A 20,129-nucleotide genomic window follows, 5' to 3' on the forward strand; every position below is an offset into this window, starting at 1 on the left:
ATCGGGACAATCACCAATCTTGTGCAGGAAGGCCCGTCCGGCGTGCGTTTGCGCTGACTTGTTGCGTTGCGGTAAGAGTGTCCGCAAGCGACTTTGAGCGTTTAGGGCTGGACATTTACGGCGATAACGTGGTTACTTTCTGTCATAAAATTGCATGAAACATAAGAATTAATGAGGTAGGTGGATGAATGTGACCTTGCGGCAATTGCGAGTGTTCATCGAAGTGGCGCGCTTGCAGAGCTTCAGCAGGGCGGGCGACGAAATCGGGCTCACGCAGTCCGCGGTCAGTCGCTGCGTGCGCGAACTCGAAGTGGAGATGGGCGTGAAGCTCGTCGATCGCACCACGCGCGAGGTTCAGCTCACCGATGTCGGGGCCAATCTGATTGCGAGCATTCCAAGGCTGATCGGCGATCTGGATGACGCGCTGCGCGAGATTCGTGAGATCGGCGAGCAGCGGCGTGGCCGCGTTGTCGTGGCGGCGAGCCCGACTGTCGCGTGCCGGCTGATGCCCGGGGTCGTCGCCGCGTGCGGGCAGCAGTTTCCCTATGTGACGCTCGGCCTGCGCGACGATGCGCAGAGCGACGTGCTGCGCAAGGTGCGCTCGGGCGAAGTGGATTTCGGGGTGGTCATCGGGCCGTTTGCGGCGGAGGATCTCGAAACCGAGCTGCTGACTACCGATTCCTTCTGCGTGGTGGTGCGCGGCGACCATGCGCTTGCGCGCGAGGAGCAGGTTGCCTGGCGCTCGCTCGATGGCGAAGCGCTCGTGTTGCTCGACCAGGCTTCGGGCAGCCGCCCGCTGATCGATGCGGTGCTCAGGGAGCAGGGCGTGAGCGCGCGCGTCGTGCAGGAGCTGGGGCATCCCTCGACGGCATTCGGCCTCGTGGAGGCCGGGGTGGGGGTGAGCGTGCTGCCGAAGTTCGCACTACCGGTGCCGGCGGGCTCGTCGCTGATCGCTCGCTCGCTCGTGCCGCGCGCCGAACGCACCGTCGAGCTCGTGCGTCGGCGCGACCGCTCGCTCTCGCCCGCCGCCGAGGCCGTGTGGGCGCTGATTCTCGAACGGGACGCCGGCCCCGAGGAGAGGCGCGGCGTCTGATGGGGCGGGTAGCACCGTCTTCGCCTTGCAGTTGCGCGCGCTACACTGATGACCGTTCGCAAACGCGAATTCCCTGATTCTCTGCCTGCCTCCCTGGAAGCTTCGATGAGTGATCTCGATTTGTCTTCGTCTGCCATTTCCTTGCCCGATACCCCTGCCGCGCCGGTTGCCGGAACCGGCGGCAGCGCCCAAGCCACGGCGCGAGACGCAGTAAGGGCGTTGCGTTCGTCGCAGATCCGCGAGGTGGCGAACGCGGGTTTCGGTGTCGCCGACGTCCTGCCGTTCTGGTTCGGCGAATCCGATCGCGTGACGCCGGCGTTCATCCGCGAGGCCGCCACCGGTGCGCTTGCGCGCGGAGAAACGTTCTATACGCACAATCTCGGCATCGCGCCGCTGCGTGAAGCGCTCGCGCGCTACGTGAGCGACCTGCACGGCGCGACGCCGATAGAAAGCGTCGCGGTGACGAGCGCCGGCGTGAATGCGTTGATGCTCGCCGCGCAGCTCGTGGTGGGCGCGGGTGACCGCGTGGTCGCGGTGACGCCGCTTTGGCCCAATCTCGTGGAGATTCCGAAGATTCTCGGCGCGAGCGTCGAGACAGTCGCGCTCGGCTATGGCGAGCGAGGCTGGACGCTCGATCTCGAGGGGCTGTTGAAGGCGCTCACGCCCGACACGAAGCTGCTCATGATCAACTCGCCCAACAACCCGACCGGCTGGGTGATGACGCGCGACGAGCAGCGCGCCGTTCTTGCGCATTGCCGCCGTCACGGTATCTGGATCGTCGCCGACGAGGTCTACGAGCGGCTCTATTACGGTGCGGCAGGTGAGCGCACGGCGCCGTCGTTCCTCGATCTGGCGTCGCGCGACGAGCGATTGATTTGTGTCAATTCATTCTCGAAAGCGTGGCTCATGACGGGCTGGCGACTGGGCTGGATGGTCGCGCCGCGCGCACTCATGGACGACCTCGGCAAGCTGGTCGAATACAACACGTCGTGCGCGCCGTCGTTTGTGCAGCAGGCAGGCGTGGTTGCCGTCGAGCAGGGCGAGGCGTTCACGCGTTCGCTCGTCGCCGATCTGCGCGTTTCGCGCGACCATCTCGCCGCGGCGCTCGCCGGTTTGCCGGGCGTCGACGTGAAAGTCCCGCACGGTGCGATGTACCTGTTTTTCAAGCTTGAGGGTGCGCAACAGAGCCTCGATCTATGCAAGGCGCTGGTGCGCGAGGCAGGGCTCGGGCTCGCGCCGGGAAGTGCATTCGGCTCCCGCGGCGAGGGCTTCGTGCGCTGGTGCTACGCGTGCGATCCGGCCCGGCTCGACGCTGGCGTCGAGCGCTTGTCGCGCTATCTTGCGAGCCGCTGAGCGTGCTGGACGGCGCGCCGGGACGACGGGTTGCGGTACGCGTCATGCGAGGCGCATTGTCCGCCGCCGGGGCGGATTCGGGGCGGATTCAAGCAGACGAAAGCAAGTCTGACGCCGTCTTTACGCCCCCGGCGTTTTTGCGTAAGATGGCGCTCAGTCACGCGATTCCCTGCGGGAATTTCGCTGCTCCGTCCGGCTGGGTCTGGCACTTTGCCTGTGCATGTGTTGTATAACGGCCCCCCGGTGCGTGCTCCCATCAATATGACCGATCAGAATCGGGCGAGCGCGTCTCCAGTTCCATATCGTCTTTCGTCTGTCTGATCCGGTTCCATGAACCTGATTTACCTTACTTAGGGTCTGACCTGGCTGCATGAATACCCAAGAGGCGAAAATCGTCCTTGAGACTGCATTGATCTGCACGCAGGAGCCGCTGAAAATCGGCGATCTGCGCAAACTGTTTGTCGACGACATTTCGGCCGACACCGTCCGTAATCTGCTCGAAGACCTGCGCAGCGAATGGTCCGGGCGCGGCGTGGAACTGGTGGGCCTCGCGTCCGGCTGGCGCTTTCAGAGCAAGCCGGCCATGCGCACCTACCTCGACCGCTTGCATCCCGAGAAGCCGCCGCGCTATTCGCGTGCCGTGCTTGAAACGCTCGCGATCATCGCGTACCGGCAACCGGTCACGCGCGGCGATATCGAAGAAATTCGCGGGGTGACGGTCAACACGCAGGTCGTCAAGCAGCTCGAGGACCGCAACTGGATCGAGGTGATCGGCCACCGGGACGTGCCGGGCCGTCCGGCGCTTTACGCCACGACGCGTCAGTTTCTGGACGACCTGGGGCTGAAGTCGCTGGAGGAACTGCCGCCGCTCGACGATCCGTCGAGCCAGTTGGGCGAGCAATTGCTGGCTCAGCACGCGATCGAATTCCCGGACAGCGAAGTGGCCCAACTGGTTGCCGCGGGCGCACCGGAAAGCGCTGAAGCGCCGACGCTGATGGCGGTCGATGCGGATGCCGGGCAGGAAACGCCCGCACCTTCGCCGGGCATGGCCGATGCGGACGCACAGGATGCCGCACACGCCGGGCGTCACGACGAACACGGCGGATATGGCGAATCCCGCGCCGACGCGCAGGAAACGGAGCCCGCCCGGCACACGGCCGGCGCGCCCGAAGAAGCACACCAGGGCCGCAGCGACGCGGCACAGGACGACCCCGTCTCGACGACGGATGACGAAGCCGCTCGACGCGGCGTCTGACGCAACAAACATTTTTGACGCGCCCCCCGCAAGTTATTGCGTGTGGGCGCGCAACCTGACATTTCGAGGTTGTTTTGACTGATATCCACGACACCGATTCGACCGACGCGCCCGAATCCTCGCGTCGCGCGTCTTCTGCGCGCGACGACGACACGCGTGCCGACCACGGCGACGTCGCTCCGGAGGGCGTTGCCGGGGGCGAGGATCGTCCCCGCCGAGGTTTGCGCCGCGGCCCGCGCAGCCTGATCGCGCGCCGCCGCGCGGGCGCGAAGGCCAAGACCGGCGAAGGCGCTGCGGCGTCGGCCGAGTCCACGTCGGACGCTGCCGCGCCGGTCGTGACGGAGGCGCCGCAGGAAGGCGTCGTCGCTGCGCAGGCGCGCAAGCCGCGCAAGGATGCCGGCGCGAAGCGGGGTGGCCGCGAGGGCAACCGTGAAGGGCAGCGTGAAGGCCGCCGCGACGCCGCCGGCGCAGGACAGGCAAAGCCCGCGCAAGCCGGCAAGCAGGGCGCGCGCGGTGCCGGCGAAGGCAAGGGCGGCAAGAACAACAAGGGCGGCAAGGGCCGCGCCGAGACGCCCGCCGCCGCGACCGGGGATACGCAGGACGACCTGTTCCTCTACGTGACCTCTCCGGCCTTCGACGCCGATAACGGCGAGGGTAGCGGGGTGCATGCGCCAATGCTGCGCCGTGGCCGCGTCCCGCAGGCCAACAAGCGCGTGCTGAGCCCGGACGACGACGCGCCGAAGCTGCACAAGGTGCTGGCGGACGCGGGCATGGGCTCGCGCCGGGACATGGAAGAGCTGATCATCGCGGGGCGCGTGTCGGTGAACGGCGAGCCTGCACACATCGGCCAGCGCATTCTGCCGACCGACCAGGTCCGCATCAACGGCAAGCCGATCAGGCGCAAGCTGGCGAACAAGCCGCCGCGCGTGCTGCTCTATCACAAGCCCACCGGCGAAATCGTGAGCCACTCCGATCCGGAAGGCCGTCCGACGGTGTTCGATCGTCTGCCGTCGATGAAAACGGCGAAGTGGCTCGCCGTGGGCCGTCTCGACTTCAACACTGAAGGCCTGTTGATGCTGACGACCTCCGGCGATCTCGCGAACCGTTTCATGCATCCGCGCTACAGCGTGGAGCGCGAGTACGCGGTGCGCGTGGTGGGTGAGCTCGCCGAAGGCAATCGTCAGAAGCTTCTCAAGGGCGTCGAACTCGACGACGGTCCGGCGAACTTCCTGCGCATCCGCGACGGCGGCGGCGAGGGCACGAATCACTGGTATCACGTCGCGCTGGCCGAAGGCCGCAACCGCGAAGTGCGCCGTATGTTCGAGGCGGTTGGTCTGATGGTGAGCCGCCTGATTCGCACGCGTCACGGCCCGATCGCGCTGCCCAAGGGCCTCAAGCGCGGTCGCTGGGAAGAGCTCGAAGACAACCAGGTGCGCAGCCTGATGGCGGCGGTTGGCCTGAAGGCGCCGACCGAGGAGAAGGGCGGTCGCGGCAAGGAGCCGGAACGTCGTCAGCCCGATCCGATGCAAACCTCGATGGGCTTCATCAACCGCGAGCCGGTGCTGAGCTCGCACGGCGCGATGGGTCAGCCGCGCCAGTCGCGTCAGGGTCAAGGCCAGGGTCGGCGCGGCGCGGCGCAGGGTGGATTCGGCAGCGCGCAGGGCAACTTCGGTGGCGGATTTGGCGGCGGCGCGGGCGGCGCAGGGGGCAATCGCGGCGGTAGTCGCGGCAACGGCCGCCCTGGCACGCGCGAGGTCGACGGCAACCGCGCACCCAGCGCGGCGGGCAAGCGCGCGGGTGGCAATGCCAGCGGCAATGCTGGCAACGGCGGCAATCGCCGTGGACCTGGCGGTAACGCCAACGCGAACGGCAATCGCGCGTCCAGCGGCAACCGCACGGGTGGTCAGCGCGGCGCGCCGCGCAATCGTACACGCGGGCACTGACGCGGGCATCGAGATGGGTGGTGAACCCTCGCGCCATGCAAAGGTCGCGAGGGCTCCACAGGCGTGGCCCAGTTTGCGTTAAAGCCAAAAAAGGGCTACAATCTCGGAGTCGCTGGGCGTGCGGCTTTTATTTGCGCCCCAGGTGCGACCACCTGGCTAAGTGAGAAGATGGGCGTTTCGCCCATTTTTTTTTGTCCTTCCGAATGAGTATTTTTAAGCATCCTGGATGCTCTAAAAGCTTCGTCGGCGCAGGATCTAGCCTTGGGCGGTCGTCATCGTGGGGCAGTGTGCAAGTAGGTGCAAGAGCGCGCGCTCACCTGGCGCGCGGCCCGCGAATCCCGTATCACTGGAAGTTGCCGGCTCGCTGCGCGAACATCTGGAGCAGCATAGTGCAACTGACGGAACTGATTGAAACCACGGTCACCGGGCTCGGTTACGAGCTGGTCGACCTCGAGCGCACCGGGCGCGGCATGCTGGCCATCTACATCGATCAGCCCGCGGGTATCGCGATCGAGGACTGCGAGAAGGTCACGCGTCAGCTGCAGCACGTTCTGACGGTCGAAAACATCGACTACGAGCGCCTCGAAGTCTCGTCGCCCGGCCTCGACCGTCCGCTGAAGAAACTGGCGGACTTCGAACGCTTCGCGGGCTGCGAGGCGGTTATCACGTTGAAAAAGCCATTGGACGGACGGAAAACGTACCGCGGCATCGTGCATGCCCCGGAAGGCGAAACCGTTGGTTTGGAATTCGAAGGGAAGGCGGGTCCCGCGATGCTTGATTTTACGCTCGCGGACATCGACAAAGCTCGCCTTGTCCCCAAAGTTGACTTTAGGAGCCGCAAACAATGAGTCGCGAAGTGTTGATGCTGGTGGATGCGCTGGCACGCGAGAAGAATGTCGACAAGGACGTGGTGTTTGCCGCCCTTGAAGCGGCGCTTGCGTCGGCCTCCAAGAAACTCTTCGACGAGGATGCGGATATCCGCGTGCATATCGACCGCGAAAGCGGCGAGCACGAAACTTATCGCCGCTGGCGTGTCGTGCCGGACGAAGCGGGTCTGCAGGAGCCGGACCAGGAAATCCTGCTGTTCGAAGCGCGCGAGCAGAACCCCGAAGCGCAGATCGACGAGTTCGTCGAGCAGCCGGTGCCTTCGGTCGAGTTCGGCCGCATCGGCGCGCAGGCCGCCAAGCAGGTCATCCTGCAGAAGGTGCGCGACGCCGAGCGCGAGCAGATCCTGAACGACTTCCTCGAGCGCGGCGAAAGCATCATGACCGGCACGGTCAAGCGCATGGACAAGGGTAATTTCATCGTCGAATCGGGCCGTGTCGAAGCGCTTCTGCGCCGCGACCAGCTGATTCCGAAAGAAAACCTGCGCGTGGGCGACCGCGTGCGCGCCTGGATCGGCAAGATCGACCGCACCGCACGCGGTCCGCAGATCGAACTCTCGCGTACCGCGCCCGAGTTTCTGATGAAGCTGTTCGAGATGGAAGTGCCGGAAATCGAGCAGGGCCTTCTCGAGATCAAGGCTGCGGCGCGCGACCCTGGCGTGCGCGCCAAGATCGGTGTGGTGGCGTATGACAAGCGCATCGATCCGATCGGCACCTGCGTCGGTATCCGCGGCTCGCGCGTGCAGGCTGTGCGCAACGAGCTTGGTGGCGAAAACGTCGACATCGTGCTATGGTCGGAAGATCCCGCCCAGTTCGTGATCGGCGCGCTCGCGCCGGCTGCCGTGCAGTCGATCGTCGTCGACGAAGAAAAGCATTCGATGGACGTCGTGGTCGACGAGAGCGAGCTTGCAGTGGCCATCGGCCGTAGCGGCCAGAACGTGCGTCTTGCCAGCGAGCTGACCGGCTGGCAGATCAATATCATGACGCCGGACGAATCCGCGCAGAAGCAGAACCAGGAGCGCACGGTGCTGCGCGACCTGTTCATGGCGCGTCTCGATGTGGACGAGGAAGTCGCCGACATCCTGATCGACGAGGGTTTCACGAGCCTCGAAGAGATCGCCTATGTGCCGCTCAACGAAATGCTGGAAATCGAGGCGTTCGACGAGGACACCGTGCACGAGCTGCGCAACCGCGCTCGCGATGCACTGCTTACGCAGGCCATCGCGAACGAGGAGAAGGTGGAAAACGCCGCGCTTGACTTGAAGAGTCTTGACGGCATGGACCCGGACCTGCTCGCGAAACTCGCGCAGCATGAGGTTCACACCCGCGACGAGCTCGCTGAGCTAGCCGTGGACGAGCTGGTCGAAATGACGGGAATGGAAGAGGACGCCGCCAAGGCGTTGATCATGAAGGCACGTGAGCACTGGTTCCAGTAAGCCTGGCAACAGGCATGGAACCCGGGCGCGACGAGCAGGAAGCGACCATGACCCACTGAACTTATCGCGGCGGGGCCTTGCATGCAAGGCGCCCAAGGCCGCATGAAACGATGTCAACCGCAAGGAATCGGTCCTTGCATTAAGAGGAATGAATGGCGAGTAACAACGTAGCCCAATTTGCCGCGGAACTGAAAATGCCTGCAGGCGTGCTGCTTGAGCAGCTGCAGGCGGCGGGCGTCCAGAAAGCGAGCGAAAGCGATGTCTTGTCGGAAACCGACAAGGCGCGTCTGCTCGACCACTTGCGCAAGTCGCACGGTTCGACCGACGCCGACAAGCGCAAGATCACGCTGACGAAACGGCATACGTCGGAAATCAAGCAGTCCGATTCGACGGGTAAGGCACGCACCATTCAGGTCGAGGTGCGCAAGAAGCGCACTTTCGTCCGCCGCGACGAGTCCGCCGGTGAGGCGGAGGCATCGAATCATGCAGTCGACGCAGCCGCTGCCGCCGAAGAGGCGGAGCTGCAGCGCCGCGAAGAGGAAGCACGCCGCGAGGCCGAGCTGCTCGAGCGTCAGGCTCAGGAGCTCAAGGAGCGTCAGGAGCTGCTCGCGCGCGAAGAGGCCGAGCGCCGCGCACGCGAAGAGGCTGCCGAGGCTGAGCGCCGCCGCGCAGAGGAAGAAGCCGCGTCGAAGAAGGTGGCAGCCGATGCCGCCGCACGCGAGCTGGCCGCGCAGGCCGTGGCTGCGCAACGCACTGCAGAAAGCGAAGCGACCAAAGAAGTGAAGCAGCAACAAGATCAGCAAGACGAGCAGCGCGCCGCAGCCGAGCGCGCGGCGCAGCGCGAAGCGGCCCAGAAGGCCGAGGCCGCTGCACGAGAGGCCGCCGAAAAGGCGCAGAAGGAACAGGACGAGATCGCTCGCCGTCGCGCGGCTGCAGAAGCCGAAGCGCGCGCGATCCGCGAAATGATGAACACGCCGCGCAAGGCGCAGGTGAAGGCGGTCGAGCCGCCCAAGCCCGTCGAGCCGCCCAAGCCCGCAGAGGCCAAGGGCACGCTGCACAAGCCTGCGCGTCCGGAAGGCGCAGCGGCACGTCCGGCAGCAGGTGGTGCGGGTGCGAAGAAGCCCGCCACGGCGGCTGCGCCCTCCACGAGCGCGCCGGGCGCCGGCGCGGGCGACCGCAACAAGAAGCCGGGCGCAGGCAAGGGCGGCTGGCAGGACGACGCCGCGAAGCGTCGCGGGATCAAGACGCGCGGCGACTCGTCGGGCGGCGTGGACCGCGGCTGGCGCGGTGGCCCGAAGGGCCGTGGCCGTCACCAGGACAACGCTTCGACGTTCCAGGCGCCGACCGAGCCGATCGTGCGTGAAGTGCACGTGCCGGAAACCATCACGGTTGCCGACCTCGCGCACAAGATGTCCGTGAAGGCATCGGAAGTCATCAAGGTGATGATGAAGATGGGCCAGATGGTCACCATCAACCAGATGCTCGACCAGGAAACGGCGATGATCATCGTCGAGGAACTCGGCCACCGTGCGGTCGCCGCGAAGCTCGACGATCCCGAAGCGCTGCTGGTCGAAGGCCAGGAGGCCGCCGACGTCGAGCAACTGCCGCGTCCGCCGGTCGTCACCGTCATGGGTCACGTCGACCACGGCAAGACCTCGCTGCTCGACTACATCCGCCGCGCCAAGGTCGCAGCGGGCGAAGCGGGTGGCATTACGCAGCACATCGGCGCTTACCACGTCGAAACGCCGCGCGGCGTGATCACGTTCCTCGACACGCCGGGTCACGAGGCCTTCACGGCCATGCGTGCACGCGGTGCGAAGGCAACCGACATCGTGATTCTCGTGGTAGCGGCCGACGACGGCGTGATGCCGCAAACGAAGGAAGCGATCTCGCACGCGAAGGCGGCCGGCGTGCCGCTCGTGGTGGCGATCAACAAGATCGACAAGCCCGATGCGAACCCCGAGCGCGTGAAGCAGGAACTCGTGGCCGAAGGCGTCGTGCCGGAAGAGTACGGCGGCGACTCGCCGTTCGTGGCGGTGTCGGCCAAGGCCGGCACGGGCATCGACGAGCTGCTCGAAAACGTGCTGCTGCAAGCCGAAGTGCTGGAACTCACGGCGCCGGTCGTGGCTCCTGCCAAGGGTCTCGTGATCGAAGCGAAGCTCGACAAGGGCAAGGGCCCGGTTGCGACTATTCTGGTGCAGTCGGGTACGCTCAATCGCGGTGACGTCGTGCTCGCGGGCAGCGCCTACGGTCGCGTTCGCGCCATGCTCGACGAAACCGGCAAGCCCACGAAGGAAGCGGGTCCGTCGATTCCGGTCGAAATCCAGGGTCTTTCGGAAGTGCCGGGCGCAGGCGAAGAAGTCATCGTGCTGCCGGACGAGCGCAAGGCGCGCGAAATCGCGCTGTTCCGTCAAGGCAAGTTCCGCGACGTCAAGCTCGCGAAGCAGCAAGCCGCGAAGCTCGAGAACATGCTCGAGCAGATGGCCGAAGGCGAAGTGCAGAACCTGCCGCTCATCGTCAAGGCCGACGTGCAGGGCTCGCAGGAAGCGCTGGTGCAATCGCTGCTCAAACTGTCGACCAGCGAAGTGCGCGTGCAGATCGTGCACAGCGCGGTCGGTGCGATCAGCGAGTCGGACGTCAACCTGGCAACGGCTTCGAAGGCAGTCATCATTGGCTTCAATACGCGTGCGGATGCGCAGGCGCGTAAGGTGGCCGAGGCGAACGGCATCGACATCCGCTACTACAACATCATCTATGACGCAGTGGATGAGGTGAAGGCGGCGATGTCCGGCATGCTCGCGCCGGAGAAGCGCGAGGCGGTGACGGGTATGGCCGAGGTGCGTCAGGTGATCCGCGTGCCGAAGGTCGGCCTGATCGCGGGTTGTATGATCACGGACGGTTTCGTCAAGCGTTCGTCGTCGGTGCGCGTGATTCGCAACAACGTGGTCATCCACACCGGCGAACTCGACTCGCTCAAGCGCTTCAAGGACGACGTCAAGGAAGTCAAGCAAGGCTTCGAGTGCGGTATGTCGATCAAGAACTTCAACGACATCGTCGAAGGCGATCAGTTCGAAGTGTTCGAGATCACCGAAGTCGCGCGTACGCTGTAATCCAGCGGCGCTAGCCGATAACGGGCGGGGCAGGCGCTGGCCAGCCCCGCCCGTTTTGTTTTTGGAATCATCATGCCGAAAAAACGTACTTCCCCGAATCGCAACGTGCAGATCGCCGACCAGATCCAGCGCGACCTCTCCGAGCTGATGCGCGAAGTGAAGGATCCGCGCGTGGGTCTCGTGACGATCCAGAGCGTGGAGCTCACGCCCGACTACGCGCATGCGAAGGTCTACTTCACGACCCTGACGGGCGACCCGAAGACCACGCAGGAAGCGCTCAATCACGCCGCGGGTCATTTGCATAACCAGCTGTTCAAGCGCCTGCATATCCACACGGTGCCGACGCTGCATTTCCATTACGACCAGTCGATCGAAAAGGGTGTCGAGATGTCGCGTCTCATCGACGAGGCGAACGCGACGCGCGCGAAGGACGACTGACGCTGCCACGCATGACTGCATCATCCAAGAATGCTCAAGGCGCGCCCCGTCCCAAGGTGCCGCGCCGCCTGCTCGATGGCGTGCTTCTGCTGGACAAGCCGATTGGCCTGTCCAGCAACGACGCGCTGATTCGCGCCAAGCGTCTCTATCGCGTGAAGAAGGCGGGTCACACGGGCACGCTCGATCCGCTCGCTTCGGGTTTGTTGCCGCTGTGCTTCGGCGAGGCGACCAAGTTCTCGCAGGACTTGCTCGAGGCCGACAAGACCTATGAGGCCACCATGCGCCTCGGTGTGCGTACGGCGACGGGCGATGCCGAAGGCGAGGCCGTCGAAACGCGTGAGGTGCGTTGCGACGAGGCTGCCGTGCGTGAAGCGATGACGAAGTTCGTCGGCGATATCGTGCAGGTGCCGCCGATGTACTCGGCGCTCAAGCGCGACGGCAAGCCGCTCTACGAATACGCGCGTGCCGGCCAGACGGTCGAGCGCGAAGGCCGCCAGGTGACGATTCTCTCGCTGGAGATGATCGCTTGCGCGCTGCCGGACGTGACCTTTCGCGTTACGTGCAGCAAAGGCACGTATGTGCGCACGCTCGCCGAGGACATTGGCGAGGCGCTCGGCTGCGGCGCGCATCTCGTGATGTTGCGGCGTACCGGCGTGGGCGCGCTCACGCTCGAACATGCGGTGACGCTGGACGCGCTCACGGCCGCTGACGAGCCGGCGCGAGACGCATGGCTGCAACCCGTGGACGCGCTGCTTTCCACGTTCCCCCTCGTGACGCTGAACGCCGAGGCGGCGCGCCGCTTCACGCATGGCCAGCGCTTGCCGCTCAACGAACTCGTGCTCGACCGCGCGGCGTGCGAAGCGGCCGATCGCGTGCGCGTGTATGGGGAAGAAGGGCGCTTGCTGGGCGTAGCGAAGGCGGCCAACGGCGTGCTCGCACCGGAGCGTCTGGTGGTGAGCGGCGCGGCTTGAGTTGAGCCGCACAGCGCGCAACGCAAGAATGCGCGTGAGGAAATGAAAAAACGGCACGCCGGTTGAACCGGACGTGCCGTTTTTTGTTGGTGCCGCTGGAGTGGCTAGAGCACGTGCACTGAAATCAGCGTGCGCGTCGAAACCCTCAATGCGCCGCCGAAGCCGCCGCGCCCGCATCGCCGCCGCCAGTGCGCTCGGGACGTGTGACCCAGATCAGCGCGATCAGCACGATGAAGATCATCGAGGAAATCCAGAACAGGTCGTTCACGCCGAGCTGCGCTGCCTGCTGCGAGACCATGCGGTCGAACAGCCCGTGCGCCTGCGAGGGATCGAGGCCGGACGCGTTCTGCATCTGCTGCATCGACTGGTTGAAGATCGGGTTGGTGGGCGTGGCCTGCTCGGTGAGGCGCGCGTGGTGGAACGTCGTGCGATGGTCCCACGCGGTCTCGAAGATCGAGGTGCCGATGCCGCCGCACATGATCCGCACGAAGTTCGAGAGCCCCGAGGCCGCCGGAATGCGATTGCCCGGCAAACCCGAGAGCGTGATCGAGACGAGCGGAATGAAGAGCCCCGCCATGCCGATGCCCTGGATCAGGGTGGGCACCGTGAGCGCCCAGGTATCCACGCCAGTCGTGTACTGCGAGCGCATCCAGAAGCACAGCGCGAACACCACGAACGCCATCGTGGCGATGTAGCGCGGATCGGTGCGCGGCAGGATACGGCCCGTGATCGGCGAGAGCATGATCGCGAAGAAGCCCACGGGCGCCATGATGAGGCCCGCGTCGGTCGCGGTGTAGCCGAGCGTGGTTTGCAGCCACAACGGCAGCAGCACGAGATTGCCGAAGTAGAGGCCGTAGCCCACCGAAAGCGCGATCGTCGCGCCCGTGAAGTTGCGCCGCGCGAACAGCGACAGGTCGACCACGGGATGATCGGCGGTCAGCTCCCATATCACGAAGAACGCGAAGGCGATGACCGCAGTGAGCGCGAGCACGATGATGGTCGTGGAGGCGAACCAGTCGAGGTCCTTGCCCTTGTCGAGCATGATCTGCAGCGAGCCCACCCAGACGATCAGGAGTCCAAGGCCCACGCCGTCGATGGGCGCCTTCTTGATGGCCGAATCGCGGTTGCGAAAGATCGCCCACGTGGCGAGCGCGGCCACGATGCCCACCGGGATGTTCACATAGAAGATCCACGGCCACGAGATGTTGTCCGAGATCCAGCCGCCGAGAATCGGGCCGGCCACGGGCGCGATCAGCGTCGTCATCGACCACATCGAAAGGGCGATGGGTGCCTTCGCGCGCGGGTAGCTCGCGAGCAGCAGCGTTTGCGAGAGCGGGATCATCGGGCCCGCCACGGCGCCTTGTAGCACGCGCGAGGCGAGCAGGAAGGGCAGCGTGGGCGAAAGCCCGCACATCCACGACGAGATCACGAACAGGATGATCGACGCCATGAACAGGCGCACCTGGCCGATGCGGTCGGTGAGCCAGCCGGTCAGCGGAATGGAGATCGCGTTGGCGACCGCGAACGAGGTGATGACCCACGTGCCCTGATCGGAGGCGACCCCAAGGTCGCCCGAGATGGTCGGGATCGACACGTTCGCGATCGACGTGTCCAGCACGTTCATGAACACCGCGAGCGACACCGCGATGGTGCCGATCACGAGTTGCGCGCCCTGCAACGGCGGATGGACTACGGGTTGTTGTGCTGCCATTGAATGCTTTGTAGTTGACGTCGTTGCGGCCGCGCGCTTACATCAGCTTGGCCGCGGGCTTTGCGGCGCTATTGCCCGCCCCCGTCGACGAAACCTGGGCCTTGCCGGCATTTTGCCCCGTGCCCTGGCCTGCGTTTTCCGCGATGATGCGGGCGATTTCGGCATCGGCTTCGTCGCCGTATTTCTCGAACACGCTGGTCTGATAAACCGTGTTCTGCGCGTTGCCGAGCTGGCTGCCCGTTTCGTCCTTGATGTTGACGTCCACCTGCATCGAGAGGCCGATGCGCAGCGGGTGCTGCTTGAGCTCTTCCGGATCGAGCGCGACGCGCACTGGCAGGCGCTGCACCACCTTGATCCAGTTACCCGTGGCGTTCTGCGCGGGCAGCAGCGAGAAGGCCGAGCCCGTGCCCGCCGAGAAGCCCACCACCTTGCCGTGATAGACCACCGACGAACCGTACACGTCCGCCGTCATCTCGACCGGCTGGCCGATGCGCATGTGCTTGAGTTGCACTTCCTTGAAGTTGGCGTCCACCCACACGGCGTTCAGCGGCACCACCGACATGAGCGGCGTGCCCGGCGAGACGCGCTGGCCCACCTGCACCGAGCGCTTCGCCACGTAGCCCGTCACCGGTGCGGGCAGCGTGTTGCGCGCGTTGGCGAGATAGGCGTCGCGTACCTTGGCGGCGGAAGCCATCACGTTCGGATGATTGGTGATGGTCGTGTTCGCGGTGAGCGCGCGGTTCGCGGCGAGCTGCTGCTGCGCGGCTTCGAGCGCGGCTTGGGCGCTCTTCACGGTGTCGCGTGCGTGCGAGATCTCTTCCTGCGAGACGGCGCCCGTCTGCGCGACCTGCATGCGGCGGTGCAGGTCGTCCTGGGCGCGCGAGAGGTCGGCCTGACGCACGGCGACTTGCGCCTGGTACTGGCTGTCGTCGGCGAACAGGCCGCGCACCTGGCGCACCGTCTGGCCGAGATTCGCCTCGGCCTGCTGCAGCGCGATGCGTGAATCGGCGGGGTCGAGCTGCACGAGCGGGTCGCCGCTCTTTACCGTTTGCGTGTCGTCGGCGTTCACGGCGATCACCGTGCCCGTTACCTGCGGCGTGATCTGCACGACGTTGCCGTTCACGTAGGCGTCGTCGGTGCTCTCCGAGAAGCGCGCGACGAGGAAGTAGTAGAGGCCGTAGGCAATGGCTGCAATCACGATCACGAGCACAAGCAGCGTCATCATGCGCTTGCGCTTGCCGTTGTTCGCGTTCGGCTGGGGATTGGCCGCCGGTTGCTGGGGGGTGCTCATGGAAGGATCTCCGGGTTCTGGCGTGCTGTTCGTTCAGTTATGGGTGTTCAGTTCGCGGCGGGCGCGCTTGCCGAGGCTGCGGCGCTTTGCGCTGGCACGGACGTGCGGCTCCACGGTCCACCGTTCACGTCGCTTTGCCCCTTCGCGTCACTGCCGATCTCGACCGGCGGTACGAGGCCCGCGTCGTGCGCGTCGAAGCCGCCGCCGAGCGCTGTGATGAGCGCCATCTGCTGATCGCGGCGCTGCATCTTGAGGTTCGAGACGGTTTGCTCCGCGACGAGGCGGTTCTGGTCGGCGTTGAGCACCTGGAGCTGCTCCGAGAGCCCGGCCTTGTAGCGGATCACGGCGAGCTGGTACGCCTTGGTGGAGGCGTCGAGCGCGCGTTGCGCGTCCACGAGCTGCTGGTCCGCCGAACGGATCGACGAAACCTGCGTGGCCACTTGCTGGAGCGCGTTGATGAGCGTCTGGTTGTAGTTCGCCACATCGAGGTCGAAATCGGCGTAGCGGCCCTTCAACTGCGCGCGCAGCGCGCCCGCGTCGAAGATCGGCAGATGCACGGCCGGGCCGAAGTTCATCGTGCGGCTGGAGAAAGTCAGGAAGCGGCCCCAGCCGAACGCGTCGAGGCCGATCGCGGCACTCAGGTTCACGTCCGGATAGAACTCGGCCTTGGCTTCCTTCACGTCGTGCATCGCAGCTTCCACCTGCCAGCGCGCGGCGACGATGTCCGGGCGGCGCGCCAGCAGGTCGGCGGGCAAGTTGCCGGGCAGGGTCATGTCGGCGGCCGGGTTGAGCACCGGCGGCGCGATCTGCAGGCCGCGGTCAGGGCCCTTGCCGAGCAGCGCGCCCAACTGGTAGCGCACGCTCTGGATCTGGCCGTCGATTTGCGTGAGGTTTGCCTGGCTCGTCGCGATGTTGCCGTTCGCGGTCTGTCGCTCGACGTTGGTGTCGAGGCCGGCCGTCACGCGGCCGTTCGTGATCGTGCCGATGGTCTTGCGGTTGTCGATCTCGCGCGCGGCGATGTCGCGCAGCGCGTAGAGCTGTGCGAGCTGGTTGTAGGTGCGGGCGACCGACGAAGCGAGCGTGATGCGCGCCTGCTGCATGTCGGCCTGGGCGGCGCGCTGGGCGGACACCGCCTGGGCGAGCCGCTGCCGGTTCTTGCCCCAGAGGTCCAGATCCCACGAAGCGCTCGCGAGCGCGTTGTTCTCGTTGTACCAGGTGCCACCGTAGGGCGGCGGGAAGATCGTGTTTTCCGTGAAGATCTCGCGGGTCCACGAATAGCTCGCGTTGGCTTTCGGATAGAGCCCCGCCTTCGACGTCTCGATATACGAAGACGCCTTGGCGATGCGGGCCTGTGCCTGCGCGATGGTCGGGCTGCCTTCGAGCGCCTCGTCGATGAGCTTGGGCAACTGCGGGTCGCCGAACTGCTGCGCCCAGTCGAGCGTGGGCCACTGGCCACCTTCGGCCGGGATGCTCTGCGAGCTCTCGAACTGCTGCGGTTGCGCGATGGTCTTGTCGCTCTTGACGCCGAAATAGTTTGCACAGCCCGCCAGCGCGAGCGTCGCCACCGCAGCGGCGATTGCGCCCCGGCAGGAGAGCGCTGGCGCAAACTGGGCAAACTGGACACCGGATTTCATTGCTCGTCTCATGGCGTGAGTCGAAAAAAGTGAAGTAATGCTGGACGTTGCAGCTATTTTTCCGCGCTGCAGCCGCGAATTTACTTGCTCTGTCATGAATTGGGTGGGGAGGTCTGTGCCGCGTTCTGCATAGCTTCGCAGCTATTGGCAAGAACCCGCCGCAACATGCTCTTGAGGAAGCCGACTTCCTCGGGCGTAAAGCCCTGCGAGAGCATGTCCGTCACGCTCGTGAAGATGGCCGGCATGCGCGCCGCGATGGCTTCGCCCTCGGGCGTGAGCGCAAGGCGCACGGCGCGGCGGTCTTCGGAACTGCGCACGCGCTTGAGGAGGCCGCGCTTTTCGAGCCGGTCGACGAGGCGCGTCACCGCGCTTGCGTCGATGCCGTACTCGCGGGCGAGTTCCGCCGCCAGCACGCACTTGCCGCTCGCCACCATGAACAGCACGCTGGCTTGCTGACTCGTCACGCCGAGCTCGGCGACGGTGCGCTGGGTGATCAGGTTCGACATCGTCGATTTCACCCGCGAAAGGAGGTAGCCAACGCTTTCGCCGAAGTCGTAATCGCGTACTTCGGGGGGCGGCGTGGGAGTCGGATCCGTCATGTTTCTGCTGCGACTGCAATGATTGACCAGGCACGGATTATAGGAGTCGTTAGTTGACGCGGCAAGGTTTTATTGTGGCAGGGCGGAGAAACCTTTGCTGGGCAGGGTTTTAATCGGGTCTCGATGTGCATGGGGAGGCCCGGCGAAGCCCGTCACACGTGCGTTCGCGGGAGTTTGCGGCCGAGGCGCCCGGCCGCGCGCCGCAACCCGTCCTGAGTATGAGCATGATCAAGTCATTCGCACGTGCTATAATTTCAGGTTCCCAAAAGTGCGTCATTCACAACGCCTGCTCGCAATGCCCGATCCGAGTGTCGGGGGGGCGCGCAGAACCGTTGCGCGAGCCCGCCTTCGAGCTCATGCGCCGCACCCAACTGAGTACCCAGGTTCCTATGTCCCGCGCCCTTCGCAACATCGCCATCATTGCCCACGTCGACCATGGCAAGACTACGCTCGTCGACCAACTGCTGCGCCAGTCCGGCACGTTCCGTGACAACCAGCAGGTCGCCGAACGTGTCATGGACTCCAACGACATCGAAAAAGAGCGCGGGATCACGATTCTCGCGAAGAACTGCGCGGTCGAGTACGAAGGCACCCACATCAACATCGTCGACACCCCGGGCCACGCCGACTTCGGCGGTGAGGTCGAGCGCGTGCTCTCGATGGTTGACTCGGTGCTGCTGCTCGTCGACGCCGTGGAAGGCCCGATGCCGCAAACGCGCTTCGTCACGAAGAAGGCGCTGGCGCTCGGCCTGAAGCCGATCGTCGTCGTCAACAAGATCGACCGTCCGGGCGCCCGCATCGACTGGGTGATCAACCAGACCTTCGACCTGTTCGACAAGCTCGGCGCGACCGAAGAGCAGCTCGACTTCCCGGTGGTCTACGCCTCGGGCCTGAACGGCTACGCATCGCTGTCCGCCGATGCGCGCGAAGGCGACATGCGCCCGCTGTTCGAAGCGATTCTCGAACACGTGCCGGTGCGCGACGCCGATCCGGAAGGTCCGCTCCAGCTGCAGATCACCTCGCTCGACTACTCGACCTACGTTGGCCGTATCGGCGTGGGCCGCATCAAGCGTGGCCGTATCAAGCCGGGTCAGCCGGTGGCGCTGCGCTTCGGCCCGGATGGCGACGTGATGAACCGCAAGATCAACCAGGTGCTGTCGTTCAGCGGTCTCGAGCGCGTGCAGGTCGAATCGGCTGAAGCCGGCGACATCGTGCTGATCAACGGCATTGAAGACATCGGCATCGGCGCCACGATCTGCGCGGTTGACACGCCCGAAGCGCTGCCGATGATCACGGTGGACGAGCCCACGCTGACGATGAACTTCCTCGTGAACTCGTCGCCGCTCGCGGGCAAGGAAGGCAAGTTTGTGACGAGCCGCCAGATCCGCGACCGTCTTACGAAGGAACTGAACCACAACGTCGCGCTGCGCGTGAAGGACACCGGCGACGAAACCACCTTCGAAGTCTCGGGCCGTGGCGAACTGCACCTCACGATCCTGATCGAAAACATGCGTCGCGAAGGCTACGAGCTGGCCGTGTCGCGTCCGCGCGTGGTGCTGCACGAAGTCGACGGCGTGAAGCAGGAACCGTACGAAATGCTGACTGTGGACGTCGAAGACGGCCACCAGGGCGGTGTGATGGAGGAACTGGGCCGCCGCAAGGGCGAAATGCTCGACATGGCTTCAGACAGCCGCGGCCGCACGCGCCTCGAGTACCGCATTCCGGCCCGTGGCCTGATTGGCTTCCAGGGCGAGTTCATGACGCTCACGCGCGGCACGGGCCTGATGAGCCACGTGTTCGACGCCTATGGTCCGATCAAGGAAGGCACGCTCGGCGAGCGCCGCAACGGCGTGTTGATCTCGCAGGACGACGGCGCCGCCGTTGCCTACGCGCTGTGGAAGCTGCAGGACCGCGGCCGCATGTTCGTGAAGCCGGGCGACGCGCTGTACGAAGGCATGATCATCGGCATCCATAGCCGCGACAACGACCTCGTCGTGAACCCGATCAAGGGCAAGCAGCTCACCAACGTGCGCGCCTCGGGTACCGACGAAGCCGTGCGCCTCGTGCCGCCGGTCCAGATGTCGCTCGAATACGCAGTGGAATTCATCGACGACGACGAACTCGTGGAAGTCACGCCGCAGTCGATTCGTCTGCGCAAGCGCCATCTGAAGGAGCACGAGCGTCGCCGCGCAAGCCGCGAAGCCGGTGCCGAGTAAGCGCAGTTATTGAATTTTGCGCACTGCAATGCAAGCTGGAACTCAGAAAAGCCGCCTCTTTGTGGGCGGCTTTTTTGCGTCTGGTAACAATTGTGTTGCAGTGCGTAAAGGGTGTGTTGCGAATCCCGCAAAGGCCCGTCTACAAAGGGTTTGCGTGCGCGTTCGTGCCACATTGCAATCTATGGCGAGTATCAC

The 20,129-nt window shown here is 65.1% G+C and carries 14 protein-coding genes; 10 read left to right on the forward strand and 4 right to left on the reverse strand.

Translation table 11 applies throughout. From position 1 onward, the window contains the following. The first annotated feature begins 184 nt into the window (after positions 1-184). From HV773_RS03435 to truB, 9 genes are all read left to right on the forward strand, one after another. Positions 185-1,093 carry a LysR family transcriptional regulator gene (locus tag HV773_RS03435; protein WP_129562240.1) on the forward strand — a complete coding sequence of 303 codons (909 nt, stop codon included), beginning with the start codon at positions 185-187 and terminating at the stop codon, positions 1,091-1,093. A 105-nt stretch (positions 1,094-1,198) separates the two neighbouring features. Further along, entirely contained in the window at positions 1,199-2,446 is a 1,248-nt protein-coding gene (locus tag HV773_RS03440; RefSeq protein WP_129562239.1) for a pyridoxal phosphate-dependent aminotransferase, read from the forward strand. A gap of 370 nt (positions 2,447-2,816) precedes the next feature. Next, positions 2,817-3,701: an SMC-Scp complex subunit ScpB gene (gene scpB, locus HV773_RS03445; protein ID WP_129562238.1), complete on the forward strand. Its 885-nt coding sequence runs from the start codon at positions 2,817-2,819 to the stop codon at positions 3,699-3,701. Between the two features lie 74 nt (positions 3,702-3,775). Further along, positions 3,776-5,644 carry a 23S rRNA pseudouridine(2605) synthase RluB gene (gene rluB / locus HV773_RS03450; protein WP_129562237.1) on the forward strand — a complete coding sequence of 623 codons (1,869 nt, stop codon included), beginning with the start codon at positions 3,776-3,778 and terminating at the stop codon, positions 5,642-5,644. 389 nt (positions 5,645-6,033) lie between these two features. Continuing rightward, on the forward strand, positions 6,034-6,492 hold the full coding sequence (gene rimP / locus HV773_RS03455; RefSeq protein ID WP_129562236.1) for a ribosome maturation factor RimP: 459 nt from the start codon (positions 6,034-6,036) through the stop codon (positions 6,490-6,492). Further along, positions 6,489-7,964 carry a transcription termination factor NusA gene (gene nusA, locus HV773_RS03460; protein WP_129562235.1) on the forward strand — a complete coding sequence of 492 codons (1,476 nt, stop codon included), beginning with the start codon at positions 6,489-6,491 and terminating at the stop codon, positions 7,962-7,964. The genes rimP and nusA overlap by 4 nt, the downstream gene beginning before the upstream one ends. Before the next feature lie 152 nt (positions 7,965-8,116). Next, complete coding sequence (gene infB / locus HV773_RS03465; protein ID WP_129562234.1) at positions 8,117-11,074, forward strand: translation initiation factor IF-2; 2,958 nt, start codon at positions 8,117-8,119, stop codon at positions 11,072-11,074. A gap of 72 nt (positions 11,075-11,146) precedes the next feature. Beyond that, positions 11,147-11,512 carry a 30S ribosome-binding factor RbfA gene (rbfA, locus tag HV773_RS03470; RefSeq protein ID WP_035525933.1) on the forward strand — a complete coding sequence of 122 codons (366 nt, stop codon included), beginning with the start codon at positions 11,147-11,149 and terminating at the stop codon, positions 11,510-11,512. Between the two features lie 11 nt (positions 11,513-11,523). After that, positions 11,524-12,483 carry a tRNA pseudouridine(55) synthase TruB gene (truB, locus tag HV773_RS03475; RefSeq protein ID WP_129562233.1) on the forward strand — a complete coding sequence of 320 codons (960 nt, stop codon included), beginning with the start codon at positions 11,524-11,526 and terminating at the stop codon, positions 12,481-12,483. A 145-nt stretch (positions 12,484-12,628) separates the two neighbouring features. Here the strand turns inward: truB and HV773_RS03480 are convergent, their stop codons facing one another. From HV773_RS03480 to HV773_RS03495, 4 genes are all read right to left on the reverse strand, one after another. Further along, entirely contained in the window at positions 12,629-14,194 is a 1,566-nt protein-coding gene (locus tag HV773_RS03480) for a DHA2 family efflux MFS transporter permease subunit (RefSeq protein WP_129562232.1), read from the reverse strand. Positions 14,195-14,231: 37 nt separating this feature from the next. Next, positions 14,232-15,485: an EmrA/EmrK family multidrug efflux transporter periplasmic adaptor subunit gene (locus HV773_RS03485; protein WP_129562231.1), complete on the reverse strand. Its 1,254-nt coding sequence runs from the start codon at positions 15,483-15,485 to the stop codon at positions 14,232-14,234. 47 nt (positions 15,486-15,532) lie between these two features. Beyond that, the gene (locus HV773_RS03490) at positions 15,533-17,119 is read right to left on the reverse strand and encodes an efflux transporter outer membrane subunit (RefSeq protein ID WP_129562230.1); all 1,587 of its coding nucleotides are present in this window, start codon (positions 17,117-17,119) and stop codon (positions 15,533-15,535) included. Between the two features lie 92 nt (positions 17,120-17,211). Next, complete coding sequence (locus tag HV773_RS03495) at positions 17,212-17,718, reverse strand: MarR family winged helix-turn-helix transcriptional regulator (protein WP_129562229.1); 507 nt, start codon at positions 17,716-17,718, stop codon at positions 17,212-17,214. A gap of 389 nt (positions 17,719-18,107) precedes the next feature. Between HV773_RS03495 and typA the strand changes: the two genes are divergently transcribed. After that, positions 18,108-19,934, forward strand: a complete 1,827-nt coding sequence (typA, locus tag HV773_RS03500) for a translational GTPase TypA (protein ID WP_129562228.1) — start codon at positions 18,108-18,110, stop codon at positions 19,932-19,934. Positions 19,935-20,129 lie beyond the last annotated feature (195 nt).

The sequence above is a fragment of the Paraburkholderia caffeinitolerans genome (assembly GCF_902859945.1).
Classification (GTDB): Bacteria; Pseudomonadota; Gammaproteobacteria; order Burkholderiales; family Burkholderiaceae; genus Paraburkholderia; species Paraburkholderia caffeinitolerans.